The 17,998-nt window shown below is 62.7% G+C and carries 19 protein-coding genes; 9 read left to right on the plus strand and 10 right to left on the minus strand.

Annotated elements, in window-relative coordinates; all coding sequences use genetic code 11:
- Window positions 1–31 precede the first annotated feature (31 nt).
- The 8 genes from HYPMC_RS09365 to rpsF all read right to left on the minus strand — a co-directional run bounded on the left by HYPMC_RS09365 (window position 32) and on the right by rpsF (window position 7,602).
- Entirely contained in the window at window positions 32–667 is a 636-nt protein-coding gene (locus tag HYPMC_RS09365) for a CvpA family protein (RefSeq protein WP_013947662.1), read from the minus strand.
- 55 nt (window positions 668–722) lie between these two features.
- Window positions 723–2,099: a DNA repair protein RadA gene (radA, locus tag HYPMC_RS09370; RefSeq protein ID WP_013947663.1), complete on the minus strand. Its 1,377-nt coding sequence runs from the start codon at window positions 2,097–2,099 to the stop codon at window positions 723–725.
- Between the two features lie 5 nt (window positions 2,100–2,104).
- Entirely contained in the window at window positions 2,105–3,247 is a 1,143-nt protein-coding gene (gene alr, locus HYPMC_RS09375; protein WP_013947664.1) for an alanine racemase, read from the minus strand.
- A 35-nt stretch (window positions 3,248–3,282) separates the two neighbouring features.
- On the minus strand, window positions 3,283–4,794 hold the full coding sequence (locus HYPMC_RS09380; protein WP_013947665.1) for a replicative DNA helicase: 1,512 nt from the start codon (window positions 4,792–4,794) through the stop codon (window positions 3,283–3,285).
- Window positions 4,795–4,953: 159 nt separating this feature from the next.
- On the minus strand, window positions 4,954–5,535 hold the full coding sequence (gene rplI, locus HYPMC_RS09385; RefSeq protein WP_013947666.1) for a 50S ribosomal protein L9: 582 nt from the start codon (window positions 5,533–5,535) through the stop codon (window positions 4,954–4,956).
- A 42-nt stretch (window positions 5,536–5,577) separates the two neighbouring features.
- A complete protein-coding gene (locus HYPMC_RS09390) occupies window positions 5,578–6,528 on the minus strand; it encodes a DUF2232 domain-containing protein (RefSeq protein ID WP_024275868.1) in 951 nt (316 codons plus the stop codon).
- Window positions 6,529–6,804: 276 nt separating this feature from the next.
- Complete coding sequence (rpsR, locus tag HYPMC_RS09395; protein ID WP_013947669.1) at window positions 6,805–7,059, minus strand: 30S ribosomal protein S18; 255 nt, start codon at window positions 7,057–7,059, stop codon at window positions 6,805–6,807.
- A gap of 3 nt (window positions 7,060–7,062) precedes the next feature.
- Entirely contained in the window at window positions 7,063–7,602 is a 540-nt protein-coding gene (rpsF, locus tag HYPMC_RS09400; RefSeq protein ID WP_013947670.1) for a 30S ribosomal protein S6, read from the minus strand.
- 434 nt (window positions 7,603–8,036) lie between these two features.
- Between rpsF and HYPMC_RS09405 the strand changes: the two genes are divergently transcribed.
- From HYPMC_RS09405 to gmk, 9 genes are all read left to right on the plus strand, one after another.
- On the plus strand, window positions 8,037–8,279 hold the full coding sequence (locus HYPMC_RS09405; RefSeq protein WP_013947671.1) for a hypothetical protein: 243 nt from the start codon (window positions 8,037–8,039) through the stop codon (window positions 8,277–8,279).
- Window positions 8,280–8,518: 239 nt separating this feature from the next.
- Window positions 8,519–9,058, plus strand: a complete 540-nt coding sequence (locus HYPMC_RS09410; RefSeq protein WP_013947672.1) for a VOC family protein — start codon at window positions 8,519–8,521, stop codon at window positions 9,056–9,058.
- A 148-nt stretch (window positions 9,059–9,206) separates the two neighbouring features.
- Complete coding sequence (gene fabD, locus HYPMC_RS09415) at window positions 9,207–10,154, plus strand: ACP S-malonyltransferase (RefSeq protein WP_013947673.1); 948 nt, start codon at window positions 9,207–9,209, stop codon at window positions 10,152–10,154.
- A gap of 10 nt (window positions 10,155–10,164) precedes the next feature.
- A complete protein-coding gene (gene fabG / locus HYPMC_RS09420) occupies window positions 10,165–10,911 on the plus strand; it encodes a 3-oxoacyl-[acyl-carrier-protein] reductase (RefSeq protein WP_013947674.1) in 747 nt (248 codons plus the stop codon).
- Window positions 10,912–11,311: 400 nt separating this feature from the next.
- Window positions 11,312–11,554, plus strand: coding sequence for an acyl carrier protein (locus HYPMC_RS09430; RefSeq protein WP_013215676.1), 243 nt, complete (start codon window positions 11,312–11,314; stop codon window positions 11,552–11,554).
- Between the two features lie 141 nt (window positions 11,555–11,695).
- The gene (gene fabF, locus HYPMC_RS09435; RefSeq protein ID WP_013947676.1) at window positions 11,696–12,958 is read left to right on the plus strand and encodes a beta-ketoacyl-ACP synthase II; all 1,263 of its coding nucleotides are present in this window, start codon (window positions 11,696–11,698) and stop codon (window positions 12,956–12,958) included.
- A 280-nt stretch (window positions 12,959–13,238) separates the two neighbouring features.
- On the plus strand, window positions 13,239–14,438 hold the full coding sequence (gene mltG, locus HYPMC_RS09440) for an endolytic transglycosylase MltG (RefSeq protein ID WP_244421010.1): 1,200 nt from the start codon (window positions 13,239–13,241) through the stop codon (window positions 14,436–14,438).
- 97 nt (window positions 14,439–14,535) lie between these two features.
- Window positions 14,536–15,426, plus strand: coding sequence for a YicC/YloC family endoribonuclease (locus tag HYPMC_RS09445; protein WP_013947678.1), 891 nt, complete (start codon window positions 14,536–14,538; stop codon window positions 15,424–15,426).
- Window position 15,427: 1 nt separating this feature from the next.
- A complete protein-coding gene (gmk, locus tag HYPMC_RS09450) occupies window positions 15,428–16,099 on the plus strand; it encodes a guanylate kinase (protein WP_013947679.1) in 672 nt (223 codons plus the stop codon).
- Here the strand turns inward: gmk and rsmA are convergent.
- Window positions 16,096–16,968: a 16S rRNA (adenine(1518)-N(6)/adenine(1519)-N(6))-dimethyltransferase RsmA gene (gene rsmA / locus HYPMC_RS09455; protein ID WP_013947680.1), complete on the minus strand. Its 873-nt coding sequence runs from the start codon at window positions 16,966–16,968 to the stop codon at window positions 16,096–16,098. The two genes, gmk and rsmA, sit on opposite strands and share 4 nt — an antisense overlap.
- A complete protein-coding gene (gene pdxA, locus HYPMC_RS09460; RefSeq protein ID WP_013947681.1) occupies window positions 16,965–17,993 on the minus strand; it encodes a 4-hydroxythreonine-4-phosphate dehydrogenase PdxA in 1,029 nt (342 codons plus the stop codon). The genes rsmA and pdxA overlap by 4 nt, the downstream gene beginning before the upstream one ends.
- Window positions 17,994–17,998: the final 5 nt, after the last annotated feature.

The raw sequence follows: 17,998 nt of genomic DNA on the forward strand, positions 1-17,998 counted from the left end.
GAACGTGCCGTCGCCGCTGACGCTAGCCGCGTCACGCGAGCGTCATATAGTACCGTTGGCCATTGATGACCAGCGCGACTGAACGACCCTTTTGCTCAAGAAATCCTTGCTGTCCAGGCTGTTCGTTTGGCGAAGCCGGTGGCGGCGTCGCGGACGGTTGCGGAATGACCTGCAGAAGGACATTGCGGATCGATTCACCCGTCGCCTTCACATACGGCCTAAAAAATGCATCCCGAACAAGGGGATGCTGCTTTTCTTTCTCAGGCGAAATGAAGGCCTCATAGGCCATGTAGGGTATGACGAAGAGAAGAAAGCCGCGCAGGATGCCGAAGATGAAGCCGAGAACCCGGTCGATCATGCCGACCTGACTATCCAGAATTGCATCGGAGATGCGCGCGGTAATCAGGTGCACGATGATGAGGACGATGAGGGCAACAGCAACCGCCACGCCGACTGTCGCGATTTGCGGTGGCAGGCCGGTCTGGGTTGCGAGATCGGCCGTCATCTCCTTCTTCGTGGCGAAGATCCAGTAGCCGACGCCAGCAGCGGAAATCCAGGAGACGATCGACAGCAGCTCGCGCGCGAAGCCCCGGTACATCGCAAGAAGACCGGATATGAACGAGACGGCGATCAGCGCCAGGTCTAGGTAAGTGAACGGGCCGACCATGGCCGTATCCCCTCTTTGGTCGCGTGCTCCCCGAGCATGAGACTCGCCCCAAGAATCAGTCGCATGACGCAGTAGCGTCTGCAAGCGACTTGAGGTGTGCGATGCGGGAAAGCGACAGCTTCATGCCCTGGACATCGACGTCGCCGTTTTCCGGCAGAACCGCCTGTCCAAATCCAAGTTTTGAGGCCTCTTTCAGGCGTGGTGTCATCATGGCGGCAGCGCGGACGGCCCCCGACAGCGAGACCTCGCCGAAATAGACGGCGTCGCGCGGCAAGGCAATGCCGGAGATGGATGACAAAAGCGCCGCGGCGGCGGCGAGGTCGGCGGCCGGTTCGGTAATCTTCAGTCCGCCAGCGACGTTTAGGTAAACGTCATGGTTGGCGAATGAAACACCGCAGCGGGCATCGAGCACGGCGAGCAGCATGGCGAGACGGTTACTATCCCAGCCGACGACGGCGCGGCGCGGGGTGCCGAAGCCCGACGGCGCAACGAGCGCCTGAATCTCGACGAGGAGCGGACGCGTGCCTTCGACGCCTGCGAAGATCGCCGAGCCGGGGCTGCGGCTGTCGCGATCGCCGAGGAACAGCTCGGACGGATTGGCGACTTCCTGTAAGCCGCCGCTGACCATTTCGAACACACCGATCTCGTCTGAAGGACCGAAGCGATTCTTCACGGCGCGCAGAATGCGATAGGGCATGCCGCGATCGCCTTCGAAATACAACACGGTGTCGACCATGTGCTCGATGACTTTCGGCCCGGCGATCTGGCCGTCCTTGGTCACGTGGCCGACGAGCAGCATGGCCGCTCCCGCCATCTTGCCGTAGCGGATCAGCGACAGCGCTGCGGCGCGGACCTGGCTGACGGTGCCAGGCGCAGCATCGAGCGTATCGGCCCAGAGCGTCTGGATGGAATCGATGATGATGAGATCCGGCGCCTTGCCGTCACCTAGCGTCGCCAGGATGTTCGACAGGTTCGTCTCGGATGCGAGGCCCACGGGCGCGTCAGCAAGGCCGAGGCGGTTCGCACGCAGACGGACCTGAGCAATGGCTTCTTCGCCGGAAAAATAGAACGCGCGGCCGCCGCTGCGGGCGAGGTGGGCTGCGACCTGGAGCAGAAGCGTCGATTTGCCGATGCCTGGTTCGCCACCGATGAGAATGGCCGAGCCCGGAACGATGCCGCCGCCCGTCACGCGATCAAGCTCGGCGATGCCGCTGGAAAAGCGCGGCGCTTCTTCAGCTTCGCCCTTCAGCGTTTCGAGCTTGATGACGCGGCCTTTGCTCTGACGCGTGACGCCTGCGCCGGGCGGCGGACCTGCGTCCGTCTCTTCAACGAGCGTGTTCCATTCACCGCAGGCGGTGCACTTTCCCGCCCAGCGCGACGCAGTCGCTCCGCAATTCTGGCAGACATAAAGGGAGCGCGAGGGCTTTGCCATGGCGCCTACGGATTCTCATCAAGATAGAGGCGCGTGAAGCGGTTGCCGAGGCGTGTCAGGATTTCGTAGCCGATGGTTCCGGCTGAGAATCCGGCGTCCTCGATCGTCAGACCTTCAGCAATGAGTTTCGCGAATTCGCCGGGCATGGCGGCACCGTCAGGCAGATCGGTGACGTCGACGGTGATGAGGTCCATCGAGATGCGGCCAACGATCGGCGCCAAGTGGCCGCTGATGAGAACGTGTCCGCCGGGGCGGCCATCCGGCGCGCTGGCGTTGCGCGGAACACCATCGGCATATCCGGCGGCAATCGTGGCGATACGGCTCGGGCGCTTGGCGCGCCACGTCGCAGAGTAGCCAACCGTTTCACCGGGGGCGACGTCGGCGACGGCGAGAATGCGCGCTGCAACGGTGACGGCGGCGTGTACCGGCGCTGGGGCGATTTGCGATGCCTGTCCGCCGTAGAGCGCGTAGCCGGGCCTGACGAGATCGAAATGATAGGACGGCCCGAGCATCAAACCATCGGAGGCAGCGAGGCTTCGCGCCACGCCGGGAAACAGCGCCGACAGCGTCTCGAACGTCAGCAGTTGCTCGCGATTTTTCGGATCGCGTGGATTATCGGCCGAGGCGAGATGGCTCATCACCAGGTCGAGTTCGATGCCCGCCATCATCGACGGTTCGGCGACGAGACGGCGAACGTCGCGCACGGGAAGCCCGAGGCGATGCAGGCCGGTGTCGATGTGAAATGCTGCGGGAAGCCGTTCGCCCCGCGCGCGGCAGAGCGCCGACCAGGCGACGACGTCATCGAGCGTCGATAGCACCGGCTTCACGGCGAGATGCGCGAACGCGGCGGCAGTGTTTCCGACCAGACCGTCGAGCGCGTAGATGTCGGCATCCGGCGCGATGCGGCGTGCCGTTTCGGCTTCGCCCGGAGTCGCGATGAAAAAAGCGGTGCAGCCCGCCCGCGCAAGCGTTGCGATGACGCGTTCGGCGCCAAGCCCGTACGCGTCGGCTTTGACGACGGCAGCGCAACGCGCCGGCGCGACCTTATCGGCCAGTGCCCGCCAGTTCGCAGCGATGCATCCGAGGTCAACGGTGATCGTTCCCGTCGCCCTTGCTACGCTCTCGGGCATTCGCGCATTGACCGTCATCTCACGTTCCCACCCCGGCTGCGATCCGGGCCCCTCTAGTGCTGGGGCAGCATATAGTCTCGGGCCAGATTGCCAAAGCGCGTGAATTGTCCTTCGAAGGACAGCTCGACCGTGCCGACAGGACCGTGACGCTGCTTGCCGATGATGACCTCGGCCTTGCCGGAGGCTGCGCTCATCTTCGTCATCCAATCGGCAAATTCGGGCGTTCCTTCGGCAGGCTTTGTGCGCTCGATGTAATATTCCTCGCGGAACACGAACATAACGACGTCGGCGTCCTGCTCGATGGAGCCCGATTCGCGAAGGTCGGAAAGCTGCGGGCGCTTGTCTTCGCGCTGTTCGACCTGACGCGAAAGCTGCGATAGCGCGATGATCGGAACCGCCAGTTCCTTGGCGAGCGCCTTGAGGCCAGTGGTGATCTCGGTGATTTCCTGCACGCGGTTGGCGCTGCTGCTCGCTTTCGAGCCGGCGAGCAGCTGAAGGTAGTCGACGACGAGAAGGTCGAGGCCATGCTGGCGCTTGAGCTTTCGCGCGCGGGATGAAAGCTGCGCGATGGTGATGCCGCCGGTCTGGTCGATGAAGAGCGGAATGCGCGACATCTCGGTCGCAACTTCCGAGAGCTTGCGGAACTCGGCCTCGTCGATCATGCCGCGGCGGATTTTTTCCGACGACACCTCGGCCTGTTCGGCGAGAATACGGGTGGCCAACTGCTCGGACGACATTTCGAGCGAGAAGAAGCCGACGATACCGCCGTCGACGGTATGCATCGAGCCGTCGGACTGACGTTCGCCACGATAGGCCTTGGCGACGTTATAGGCGATGTTTGTTGCAAGCGCCGTCTTACCCATCGAGGGACGACCGGCGAGGATGATCAAGTCGGAACGCTGCAGACCACCGAGCTTGTTGTCGAGATCGGAGAGACCGGTCGATGCGCCCGACAAATGCCCCGCGCGCTGGAACGCGCTGTTCGCCATTTCGATGGCGGTGGTCAGCGCTGATTTGAAGGTCTCGAACCCCTTGCCGTACTTGTTCTGCTCGGCGAGCGAGTAGAGACGGCCTTCGGCTTCTTCGATCTGGGCGCGCGGCGCATGATCGACGGCGCTGTCGTAAGCCGTGTTGACCATGTCCTCGCCGATGATGATCAGCGAGCGCCGGGTCGCGAGATCGTAGATCGTGCGACCGTATTCAGCGGCGTTGATGATGGTCGTGGCGTTGGCGGCGAGGCGGCCGAGATACTGCGGAACGGTCAGGTTCGAGTCGATCGGTTCGACGTTCTCGAAGAACGTCTTCACCGTGATCGGCGTCGCGGTCTTGCCGGCGTGGATGAGGGTGCCGAGCGTCTCGAAGATCCGGGCATGCAGCGGATCGAAGAAATGGTCGGGTGACAGGAAGCCGGAGACGCGATCGAGCGCCTCGTTGTTGACGAGGATCGCACCGAGAAGCGCCTGCTCGGCTTCAATGTTATGCGGCGGCTGACGGAAGGTCAGCGGCTCATTGGCCGAGACAACCTGTTTGAGTTTCTCGGTGGGGAGGACTGCGGGATCTGCCATGCGCCGGAAGCTAACCGATTCCGGGTCGCGACCGGGAGATTGTGCTCATGCAACCTGTGAAGCATCCCCGCTATCAACACGCTCCCGACAGGGCGCTGCAGAAGTGCTTGGCCGTGTTAAACTCGCAACGGCCAAGCAGTCCACAGGAGCGTGAGATCCTCAGGCCGATTCTTCGGCTTCGTCCTGCGGCGCGGCGCCTTCTTCGAACGCGGCGTCCGGATTGAAGGTCTCGAGTTCGAGGGCCTCTTCCTTGACGACGGCAACGTCTTCGCCGCGGGCCTGCTTGTCAGCTTCGTCCTGCGAGCGGGCGATGTTGAGCGAGATCGAGCAGATGACTTCCGGATGCAGCTGGACGGTCGCTGGCGTGACGCCCAGCGTCTTGATCGGCTTGTCGAGGATGATCTGGTTGCGGTCGACGGTGAAGCCGCCTTCGGTGATGACGGCTGCGATGTCGCGCGTCGAGACGGAGCCATAAAGCTGGCCGGTGTCGCCGGCGGCGCGAATCAGAACGAAGGACTGACCGTTGAGCTTGGCGGCGACGGCTTCGGCATCGGCTTTGTGGGCGAGGTTGTCAGCTTCGAGCTGAGCGCGGCGGCCCTCGAACACCTTCTTGTTGTCTTCCGTGGCGCGCAGCGCCTTCTTCTGCGGCAGCAGGTAATTGCGGGCGTAGCCATCCTTGACGTTGACGATGTCGCCCATCTGGCCGAGGCGGCCAATACGCTGAAGAAGAATAACTTGCATGTCTTTCATAGCTCCTGGTTTGAAATTGGGGGATTGCGATTTTCAGTTCGGCGCTTCCGGCGGCTTTCGTGCCGACCGGTAGCGGAAGACGGTTTCGGCGAGCCCCGTGATGGCGAGCAGCAGACCGAGGTGAGGGATGAAAAGGACTCCGATATAGAGAGCCGTCAGGATGAACGTTCGCCACTGCGAGCCACGCGTGAGCGAATGGATGAGCGCCAAGCCAACAAGCGCAAACGCCAGCGTGAAGGGCGCCGCAAAACCGGCGGCGAACAATCCTGGCATGCCGCCGACGAAGCTCAGTCCGATGGCGATCAAAAGTGCGAACGTCGCTCCCGGCGGCAAGGCGAATGCCGCGAAATCGGGCCACGGCCGCTGCAGCCGTCCGGATGCCAGCGTGATGCGGCCTGCGAGCCAAAGATTGATGAGGATCGTTCCCATTGCGAGAATGCCCAGCGCCCAAGGCAGGGAGTAAAGCGTCGAGCGGGTGATCTCGTCGATTTCAGACGCGCCGATTTCTGGAGCGCCGGGAATTTGCGACAGCTCCGTCTTGACGAAGCTTTCGACGACCGTGCGGAGCAACTTCGTCAGCGTATCGACGTCGCCGCCCATCAGCATCAGCGCCAGGATCGTGAAGCAGCCGGCGAAAATGGCGGCGGCGATGGTGATGCGGCCGACAGGATACCATTCGCGCTCGCCGTCATTCTCGCGGCTCAGCAGCGCGAGGCGCGTGCAGATGACGGCCGGCAGTGCGGTGCTGATGGCATAGACTTCGGCGGCGAGGGGGTTGGCCATAAGCAGCACGCAGGTCGTCGCGGTGATGGCGGCAATCGACGCGGCGATCGGGCCGAGACCAAGCCCGGTCAGATAAAGCGAGAGCGGCGTCAGCAGAAAGAGGACGATGCGGAGCAGGAATGCGCCCGTCGTCGCGGAGGCGAATACGACTGCGGAAATCAGGCCCGCGGCAAGGGCAAGTATGAAAGCGTTCGTCGGCATCTTCTTTTGCTGTCCCGCATCGGAGCGGTTAGAGCCAGATCCGGTTGCCCGTCCTGACCCAACTTCTTGGTTTGTGTCTTCCGACTCGCATTCTGCGAGCCGGCCGGAAGACACGGACATTTTCTTCGCGCCTCTCGACTCCGCTTCGCAGAGCCGGCCGGGAGGCGCGGTGGTTTGGTTTGCGTCTTCCTACTCTGCTTCGCGAAGCCGGCCGGGAGACGCGTTTGATGTCGCTCCAGGCGAGCGGCGCAACGCGCCGGCCCACCCGGATGCAGTTTACTTGATCACGTACGGCAGCAGGCCGAGGAAGCGGGCGCGCTTGATGGCGCGGGCCAGCTCACGCTGCTTCTTGGCCGAAACGGCCGTGATGCGGCTCGGTACGATCTTGCCGCGCTCGGAAATATAACGGCCGAGCGTGCGGACGTCCTTGTAGTCGATCTTCGGTGCGCCAGCGCCCGAGAACGGACAGGTCTTGCGGCGACGCTGGAAGGGACGGCGTGCGCCGCCGCCAGTGGAAGCGATTTCAGCCATGGATTAGCCCTCCGAACCGTTATTGGACTGACGCGGGCCGCGGGGGGCCTCGCCTTCACGCGGGGGACGCGGGCCGCGCGGGCCATCGCCGTCACGCGGGGGGCGCGAACGGAACGTCGAGCCGCCTTCACGGCCGCCGCCGAAGCCGCCACGGTCGCCGCGCGGGGGACCGCCACGGCCACCGAAGCCGCGATCACCACGATCACCGCGTTCCTCGCGGTCCTGCTTGCGCATCTGGACGCTCGGCTCGGTTTCGAGTTCTTCGACGCGCACCGTCATGAAGCGGATGACGTCGGTGTGGAGGCCCATGCGGCGCTCCATTTCGGTCACGGCCGCTGACGGGGCTTCGATATTGAAGAAGGCGTAGTGCGCCTTGCGGTTCTTCTTGATCTTGAAGGCGAGGTTCTTGAGACCCCAGTATTCCTGCTTCGTGATCTTGCCCTGGCCTTCTTCGACGACGCCCTGGAATTCCTTCATCAGAGCTTCGACTTGGGCCTGGGTCACGTCCTGGCGCGCCAGGAAGGTATGCTCGTAAAGCGGCATACGATTGGCCTTTCGGTTCGAGTTATAACGTCTTGCGACGTCTTATCTTTCCATCGGCGCAAAGCCCCAAAAGACCCGAGAAAGGCCGATCTGGCACCAAATAGGAGAAGACACTGGGGGACGGCGCTCGAAAGCCCCTCTCGAGATGCGGATGGTTAAGACGCCAGCGCAGCCCAAGCCCCCGTTCAGCCTCCTGCCGAACGGAAAGGCGGCCTTATACAGCATTTTCAGGCCGGGGCAAGTCAGGACAGATGCCGTCCAGCTCGGACAGGAAAGCTAGGCCAATGCCGTGCCGCCCTGCCCAAAAATGTGGCGTCCATGCAACTTTGAAATTTGACAGTCAACAATCATCGACGGTCACGGCGCAAACACGGGAATCATGTCCTAAAGGGGATTGCCGGGATCGATCCGGCGCGTCGAGGGAGACCAACGACATGAAGTATGCAGCTTACACTGAAGAGACGATCTGGGCGGTCGCGGACGATGAAGAGACCGCCCGTGAAGAGGGCGAAGAGAACATGGCCGAGAATGGCGTGACGGACACGTCAGCGCTTAAGGTCGCGCCGATCGACGACAACCTCGTCGAAGCGCTCGAGGAAGCCGAAGAATCCGGCGCCGACGTTCTATTCGATCTGATCGACGGCGAACTTTGCGAAGTCGAGACGGTCGAAGGCTAACCGTTTAGCAGGCGTCTCGCGGCAGGCCACGTCTCCCGTCGCCGGAGCGAACGGCGCCTTCTGGTTCTATTTTCGGCGTTTTTTCGATTGCGCATTTGAGCGTCGCGGCTTCGCGGCGCTTTTTTTTGGCAACTCGTCCAGGCGGTAAGCCATTGGCAATCTGCCACATTCGTCGAGCTTGCCCGGCGGCTTCGGTCGGCCCATGTCATCTTGAATGACAACCAGCCGAGGCAGATTTGATGGATGATATTCGCGAAACGCCGCATGGAGGCGCGACGCCGACCGAGGTCCGGCCAATCGACCCAGGCGTCAAGATCGGACACGTTCATCTGAAGGTCGCGGATCTCCAGAGGGCGCTTGACTTCTATTGCGGCGTTCTCGGCTTTACCCTTATGCAGCGTTTCGGCAGCCAGGCGGCCTTCATTTCGGCTGGCGGCTATCACCACCACATCGGCCTCAACACCTGGGAAAGCCGGGGAGGGACGCCGCCGCCTCCGGGCACGACGGGGCTTTACCATCTCGCTGTGCTCTATCCGACACGGGTAGCGCTGGCCGATGCCTTGCGGCGGCTGATGGCGGCTCACGTCCAGTTGACCGGAGCCTCCGACCACGGGGTCAGCGAGGCGCTCTACCTCGATGACCCGGACGGCAACGGCGTGGAACTTTACTGGGACCGGCCGGAGGCCGAATGGCCGCGCGACGCCGACGGCAATATTTCCATGTTCACGAAGGCCTTGGATCTGAGAGCCCTTTTGCGGGAACCGGCACCCAACGCGTAATGGCTTGCCGCCGGCAACGGGCTGGCGCGGCGGTTGGCGGAGCGCAGCGTCTCTTGACACCGGATGGGCGGGCGTGGACTAAGGCCGCCCAATATCTGCGTGCACGCAGGTCATTCCCAATTCCAGCCCAGGGAGCACTTTCTCCACGATGGCACGCGCTTTCGTTTTTCCAGGTCAAGGCAGCCAGGACGTCGGTATGGGCAAGGCGCTTGCCGATGCCTTTCCCGTTGCTCGCGCCGTATTCGAAGAAGTCGACGATGCGCTAGGCGAAAAGCTGTCGGCGTTGATCTGGGAAGGCCCGAAAGAAACGCTGACGCTGACGCAGAATGCTCAGCCCGCGCTCATGGCGGTATCGATGGCCGTCATGCGTGTACTCGAAAAAGAGAGGGGCGTATCGCTCGCAAGCAGCGCGAAATTCGTCGCCGGGCATTCGCTCGGAGAGTATTCGGCGCTCGCCGCGGCCGGTGCATTTTCTTTGTCGGACGCAGCGCGCCTCTTGAGGCTGCGGGGACAGGCCATGCAGAAGGCTGTGCCGGTCGGCGTCGGCGCGATGGCAGCGCTGCTCGGCGTCGGCATCGATGTGGCGGAGAAAGTCGCTGCCGAAGCTGCCCAGGGCGACGTTTGTCAGATCGCGAACGACAACGAGCCGACGCAGGTCGTCCTGTCCGGGCATAAGACGGCGCTCGATCGCGTGCCGGAAATCGGCAAGAAATTCGGTGTTCGGCGCGCGGTACCGTTGCCCGTGTCCGCTCCCTTCCATTGCGCGCTGATGCAGCCCGCCGCCGACGCGATGGCGGAAGCACTCGCGTCCGTGACGGTCAACAAACCTGTTGTTCCAGTCGTCGCAAACGTGCTGGCGGAGCCGATTTCCGATCCGGATGAGATCAAGAAGCGGCTCGTCGAGCAGGTGACAGGCACGGTCCGCTGGCGCGAATGCGTGGCGTTCATGGCGGCTGACGGCGTCACGGATTTCTATGAGATCGGCGCGGGCAAGGTCCTCGCAGGCCTCGTTAAGCGCACGGCTCCGAGCGTCAACGCTTCGAGCCTCGGCACCCCTTCCGATATCGATGCGGCGCTCGCCGCACTCACTTCATAAGGAGATTTGAATGTTTGACCTGACCGGCAAGACCGCCCTCGTCACGGGCGCGACGGGCGGACTTGGTGCCGAGATCGCACGCGTGTTCCACAAGGCTGGCGCGACAGTCGCGATCTCGGGACGCAAAGTCGAAGCGCTCGATGCGCTCGCGAAAGAGCTCGGCGACCGCGTGCATGTGTTGCCGTGCGATCTTGCGGACCGCGTAGCCGTCGCGAAGTTGATCGACGATGCCGTGAAGGCTCTGGGCGGTCGTCTCGACATTCTCGTCAATAATGCCGGTCTCACCAAGGACAACCTGTTCATGGTGATGAAGGACGATCAGTGGGATGACGTCATCGCGGTCAACCTGACGTCGACGTTCATGCTGTGCCGGGCCGCATCGCGCCACATGATGCGCTCGAAGACGGGATACGGGCGGATCATCAATATTGCGTCTGTTTCCGGCGTTTTCGGCAATCCGGGGCAGGGCAACTACGCAGCCTCGAAGGCCGGTATGATAGGTATGACCAAATCGCTCGCGCGCGAGGTCGCTTCGCGTGGGATTACGGCGAACTGCATCGCGCCGGGCTTCATCAAGACCAACATGACGGACGTGCTGACGGATAAGCAGAAGGGCGAGATCGCCCAGATGATCCCGGCGCAGCGCTTCGGCGATCCGGTGGACGTGGCTGCCGGGTGCCTCTATCTGGCTTCCAACGAAGGCGGGTACATCACCGGCCAGACGCTGCACATTAACGGCGGCATGGCTATGGTGTAATCAACTCCAGCCTATGATGGTAAACGCCGAGAATGCTTGATTTATCGGCGACTTTACGATTGAAGGTTCGGCTGTCGTCGGCTGCGTCACCACGTGCTTTGCAATGCTGGTGAAGTGTGTTAACGACACCACGGTTTTGAAACGTGAAAAACACGTTATCGGGACGGCACGAAGAGCTGGGGACAACTCGGCGAAGTGCTTCGTGGGGACGGTGCCTAAGCGGAAGACTCACGCTAGGGCGACTAAGGAAAAAGACTTTTATAACGGGGCGAACCCCTATCCGAACAGGCTACACTTCCCGTAAGTTGATATCCTGTCATGCGGTTTATAGCGGGTTCTGCAGGGCGAACAGGCGGGCCAGAAAAGGCCGCCAAAAATTAGAAAGACACGAGGATTAACGATGAGCGATGTCGCAGAGCGCGTGAAGAAAATTGTCGTAGAGCATCTTGGGGTCGAGGCCGACAAGGTCACCGACAATGCCAGCTTCATCGACGACCTTGGCGCAGATAGCTTGGATACCGTTGAACTCGTGATGGCGTTCGAAGAGGAATTCGGCTGCGAAATTCCGGACGATGCCGCCGAGCACATTCTGACGGTCGGCGATGCCGTCAAGTTTCTCGAGAAGAACGCGAGCGCGGCTTAAGCAGCCCTCTCACGTCTTAGATTTGTCCCCGGCGTAATTGCGCCTTCTGGGCAGAATTTAATGGGGGCTGGGTCACCAACCGGCCCCCTTTACGTGCCCAGTGTGGATCTCAAACAGCAACAGCGAACAAGAACAACATCGATGCGCCGTGTCGTTATTACAGGAATGGGTCTCGTCACTCCGGTCGGTTCAGGCGTCGAAGCGTCGTGGACCAATCTGCTTGCAGGACAAAGCGGAGCCCGGCGCGTCGAGGAATTCGAAGTTTCCGATATCACCTGTCAGATCGCGAATTTCGTGCCGCGCGGCGCGCAGTCCGAGGGCAAGTTCAATCCGGACGATTGGATGGAGCCAAAAGAACAGCGCAAGGTCGATGACTTCATCGTTTACGCCGTTGCGGCTGCCGATCAGGCGATCACGGATTCGGGCCTGAAGTTCCAGACGCCCGAAACGCAGGAACGCGCAGGCGTCCTGATCGGCTCGGGCATTGGCGGCCTTTCGGGCATCGCCGATACGTCGATCCTGTTGAAGGAGAAGGGGCCACGGCGCGTTTCTCCGTTCTTCATTCCAGGCCGTCTCATCAACCTCGCGGGCGGCTACGTCTCGATCAAGCACCAGCTCAAAGGTCCCAACAACGCCGTCGTCACCGCGTGTGCGACTGGCACGCACGCCATCGGCGATGCGGCGCGGATCATCGCGCTCGACGATGCCGACGTAATGATTGCGGGCGGCACGGAAAGCCCGATCTGCCGCATTGCGCTTGCGGGCTTCGCGGCTTGCCGGGCGCTGTCGACCGGATTCAACGACAACCCGACGAAAGCCTCGCGGCCTTATGACAAGGATCGCGACGGGTTCGTGATGGGCGAGGGCGCTGGCGTCGTCGTGCTCGAAAGCTACGAGTATGCGAAGGCACGCGGCGCGAAGATTTACGCCGAGATCATCGGCTACGGCATGTCGTCGGATGCCTACCACATCACGGCACCGGCCGAGGATGGCGACGGTGCCTATCGCTGCATGAAGGCCGCTTTGAAGCGCGCTGGCGTCGATCCGAGCGAGATCGATTACGTCAACGCGCACGGCACCTCGACGCCAATGGGCGACGAGATCGAGCTCAAGGCCGTCGAACGTCTGTTCGGCAACAGCAGCGGCAAGCTTGCGATGTCTTCGACGAAGTCGGCGACTGGGCATTTGCTCGGTGCAGCCGGTGCGATCGAGGCGATTTTCTCGGCGCTCGCCATCCGCGACAATATCGTTCCGCCGACGCTCAATCTCGACAACCCATCGGTCGAAACTGCGATCGACCTTGTGCCGCACAAGGCACAGAAGCGTGATATCAATATCGCGCTGTCGAATTCGTTCGGCTTCGGCGGCACGAACGCTTCGCTGGTTCTGCGCCGGGTGGCTTAAAACCGCGTTCTAATACGCGTTTTCGCCACATTTTACGGTGAGCGTCCGGCGCGGGTGGGGGATGGAGCGCTGGGTTTTGAGGCAATGACCTCGTGCACCGCGCTCCTTCAATGACGGTGCTCGCGGTAACATGAGTCAAAATCGGAAGCGTTCGGACGGAATTAGAACGTCACGAACAGCCGGGGCGCGAAGTCCTGCAGAACGGCTGGAGCCGGGGCGCGCACCGAGCCGTCCGCGCGGCGTTCAAGCGCGCGAGCCTTCGCGGGCGCTAGGCGGTATCGTGCGGGCCATCAGCAGCGTGCTGACCGTCGCCCTCGTGCTCATGGTGCTCATCGGCGGCACGTCGTTCCTCATTTTCCATCAATTCGAAAGCCCTGGTCCGCTGCCTCAGGAGCGCACCGTTATCATTCCCAAGGGCGAGGGGCGCATTGCGATCGCCGAACGGCTGGAGCGCGAAGGCGTCATCACGAACCGTTGGACGTTCGTCGGCGGCTATCTGCTTCAAGGGTTTCTCGGCGGCCACAAGGGCGGCGAGCTGAAAGCCGGCGAGTACCAAATCAAAGAACACGCCTCGATGCGGGACGTGATCGACACGCTCGCGGAGGGCAAGTCGATCCTCTACAAAACGACGATGCCTGAAGGGCTGACGAGCGAGCAGATCGTCGAACGCCTGAAAGCCGAGCCGAACCTCAGCGGTGAGATCTCGAGCGTGCCGCCGGAAGGGACGCTGCTTCCCGATACCTATTATTTCTCGAAGGGTGCCTCGAGGAACGAGATTCTCGACCGCATGCGGGTCGGCATGGAGAAGGCGTTGGGGCAGCTCTGGGATGAGCGCGATCCCGATCTTCCCGTGCGATCGACGGATGAACTCGTGACCTTCGCGTCGATCGTCGAGAAAGAAACGGGGCGCGCCGATGAGCGCGACCGGGTCGCCGCCGTTTTCTATAACCGTCTGCGCAAGGGCATGCGGCTGCAGTCCGATCCGACGATCATCTATGGTATCGTCGGCGGCCAGGGCGCGCTCGGCCGCGGCATCACCAAGGCGGATATCGAGACCAAGTCGCCCTACAACACGTATCAGATCAACGGACTGCCGCCGGGGCCGATTTGTAATCCGGGGAAATCGGCGCTTCTTGCTGCGCTGCATCCAGCGAAAACGAGCGATCTTTATTTTGTTGCCGACGGCACGGGCGGTCACACGTTCTCGGAGACTCTGAAGGAACACAACAACGCCGTCCAGAAATGGCGGCAGGTCGAGAAGCAAAAAGCTCAGGACGCAGCCGATCAGGACGACGATGCTGCGCCGATCCCAACTGCCAAAACCGCAAAAGCCAGCGCGTCCAAAGGGCAGAAATCGGCGAAGGCAACGACGCCGGCCTCAGGGGCGAGCGACGGCGATGGCGACGACTCTTCGCCGTCAGATACAGCTACCGACGCCTCCGGCATGCCGCTTCCTGTCCGCAAACCGAAGCGACAGTAACCTTCAGCCGGACGAGCCATCAGATATAGTTGGCGGATGCGATCCGAGCCGTTAAGTTGCGGCCCGCGTAACCCACCCGTCGGCGAGACATTCCCCTATGACCATATCCAGCATGACGGGATTTGCCCGCGTCGACGGCATGACCGATGGCCTCGCCTGGACGTGGGAGGCTCGCAGCGTCAACGGCCGCGGGCTTGATGTCCGCTTACGCCTGCCGCCGGGCTATGAAGCTCTGGAGCTGCCGGCGCGCGAAGCTGTCGCCAAGCGGCTGGCGCGCGGGAACGTCTCGATTTCGCTGAGCCTCGAAAAGCAGCAGACGAACGGCTCGGTGCGGTTGAACGAAGCGGTGCTTCAGGATGTTATCAAGGCCGCCGAGCGCGTGACGGCGCTGTCGGGGGCATCGGCGCCCGATGCGGCCCAGCTGATGATGATCAAAGGCGTTCTGGAGGCGGCCGACCAGATGGCTGAAGCCAGCGACGTTCGTGCGGCGCGGGAGAGAGCGCTCCTGAAGAGCCTTGAGGCTGCGCTCGACAAACTCACTGAAGCTCGCCGCGCCGAGGGCACGCGGTTGCACGACATCGTCATTGAGCAGCTCGTTCAGATCGAGCGGCTGGAGTCGGAGGTGCGCGCCTCGCCGTCGCGCACGCCGGAGGCCATCGTCGCGCGTCTCAAGGATGCGATTACCCGCCTGTTCGATACGACGGCGCCGCTCGATGCGGAGCGCCTGCATCAGGAAGCCATGCTGCTCGCAACGCGCGCCGACGTTGAGGAGGAACTGCAGCGGCTTTCGGCGCATGTGTCGGGCGCACGGGAAATTCTGGCGGAAAACGGCGCGGTCGGCCGCAAGCTCGATTTCCTGGCGCAAGAATTCAATCGCGAAGCTAATACGCTGTGCTCGAAAGCCAATGCGGTCGACGTCACCCGGCTGGGTCTACAACTCAAAACGATTATCGACCAGTTCCGCGAACAAGTGCAAAACGTCGAATAACATGAGCAAGAACGCGGAAGAGAAACCTAGTGGCGCAGCCGAGCCGCACATCGCGCGCCGGGGACTGCTTTATATCGTCTCGTCGCCATCGGGCGCGGGCAAGACGACGCTGGCGCGTCGGGTGCTGGCGGCGGACGCGAATGTCGAGATGTCGGTTTCGGTGACGACGCGCGCGCCGCGGCCCGGCGAACAGAACGGCGTCGACTATCATTTCGTCGATCACGCTGCATTCGAGCGGATGAAAGAGCGCGACGAGCTGCTCGAATGGGCGCGCGTGTTCGACAACTATTACGGCACGCCGCGGGCACCGGTCGAAGCCGCCATTCGCAGCGGCAAGGACGTGCTGTTCGACATCGACTGGCAGGGCGCGCAGCAGCTTTCCGAGAAGATGCCGGGCGATGTTGTGCGCGTCTTCGTTCTTCCCCCGTCGGGCCATGTGCTCGAAGAGCGGCTGAAGACGCGGGCGCAGGATCCGCCGGACATCGTTGCGAAGCGCATGGCGGCTGCATCGTCCGAGATCAGTCACTGGCCGGAATACGACTACGTGATTGTGAATGCGCACGTTGAAACGAGCGTGGCATCGGCGCTCGCAATCCTGTCCGCCGAGCGGCTGAAGCGCGGGCGGCTGCTGGGGCTCTCGGAATTCGTGCGGACCTTGCAAGTGGCGCTCTAAGCCGTCGAAGCTTCGCTTTCGTCAAGCACCAGAGCCAATCGTGCAAAATCCGCAACCGACAGCTCTTCGGCGCGGCGTTCGGGTGCCAATTGCGCACGCTGCAGAAGCAGTTCGGGAAACGCGGTGATCTGTTTGAGGCTCGAACGCAGCATCTTGCGGCGCTGTCCGAAGGCGGCCGCGGTGACGCGTGCCAGCGTTTTCACGCGACAGGCGGGCTGCGGCGATGCGATGGGGCGAAACTCGACGATGGCGGAGGAGACTTTCGGTGGGGGCGTGAAGGCTTCGGGCGGCAGGTTCATCACGATCCGAGCTTCCGTGCGCCACTGCGCCAGCACCGAGAGGCGGCCGTAGGCTTTTGACTTCGGTTGCGCAACGATGCGCTCGGCGACCTCGCGCTGGAACATCAGCACCATGCGGTCGTACCACGGCGGCCAAGGTTCCGTTTCGAGCCAGTTCACGAGCAGTAGCGAGGCGACGCCGTAAGGCAGGTTCGCGACGATCGACGCAGACGGGGCATCGCCGAGCAACTGCCGGCAATCGACGTCCAGCGCGTCGGCAGGATGGACATCGAGGCGGCCTGGATAGCTCGCCGAGACCTCGGCGAGCGCGGGCAGACAGCGGTCGTCACGCTCGATGGCGATAACGTGCTTTGCACCTTCCATCAGAAGAGCGCGCGTCAGTCCGCCGGGGCCGGGACCAATCTCTACAACTGTTCGTTCGCTCAGGTCGCCGGCGAGGCGCGCGATCTTGCGGGTGAGGTTGAGATCGAGCAGGAAGTTCTGGCCGAGTGACTTCTTGGCGTTGAGACCATAGCGCTCGATGACAGTGCGTAGGGGCGGGAGGCCATCTGGCCCATTGGCAGCGCTCATGGTGTTGCCGCAGCGCGGCGGCGGGCGCTCATGTCAGCTGCGAGCTTCAGCGCAGCCTTGAGGCTCGACGCGGAGGCGACGCCTTTTCCCGCAATCGAAAACGCCGTGCCGTGGTCAGGCGAGGTGCGCACGAAAGGCAATCCGAGCGTAACGTTGACGCCCTCGTCGAAGGCGAGCGTCTTGATCGGGATGAGGCCCTGATCATGATACATCGCGAGCGCCGCATCGTAGGTCTTGCGGGCGGCCTCGTGAAACATGGTGTCGGCGGCAGTGGGACCGGTCGCGTCGATGCCCTCGGCGCGCAGTCGCTCGACGGCAGGGCGGACGATGTCGCGATCTTCCGTGCCCAGGGTGCCGTCTTCGCCCGCATGCGGATTGAGGCCGGCGAGGGCGAGGTGTGGTTTCTCGATGCCGAAGTCGCGCTGCAAGGCGGCGTGGACGATGCGCGCCGTGCTGACGATCTTATCGGTCGTGAGAAGAGAAGGAACGTCCTTCAAAGGCACGTGGATCGTCACAGGCACGACGCGAAGCACGGGCGCGGCGATCATCATCACGGGTTCGGCGCGCTCGGACGGCCAGAACTCGTTTGCGAGCGCGCCGAGAAATTCGGTATGGCCGGGATGCTCGAAGCCTGCTTCGTAGAGAACCGACTTGGCGATCGGGTTGGTGACGACGGCTGCGGCGCGACCTGCTGCAACGTCAGCCACCGCCCGGCGGATCGCTTGGATCGTCGCTTCGCCGTTGGCGACGTCGGGGCTGCCTGCGATGGCAGGCGCCGACAGCGGAACCGGAACGACGGGTAGGGCATCGGGGAAGACCAGCGCAGCCGCACCGGCATTCGCAACCGGCATGATTGCGGTTTCCGGATCGAGGGCTGAGGCGCGGGCCTGTGCGCGCATCAGCTCGATATCGGCATAGATCGCAAAAGGCGGAATCGCGTCGGCGGATCGGTCCTGCCAGGCGCGCAGCGCCAGTTCGGGACCGATACCGGCAGGGTCGCCCATCGTCAGGGCAAGGGGAGGCATGGGGA

The sequence above is a fragment of the Hyphomicrobium sp. MC1 genome, assembly GCF_000253295.1.
GTDB lineage: Bacteria > Pseudomonadota > Alphaproteobacteria > Rhizobiales > Hyphomicrobiaceae > Hyphomicrobium_B.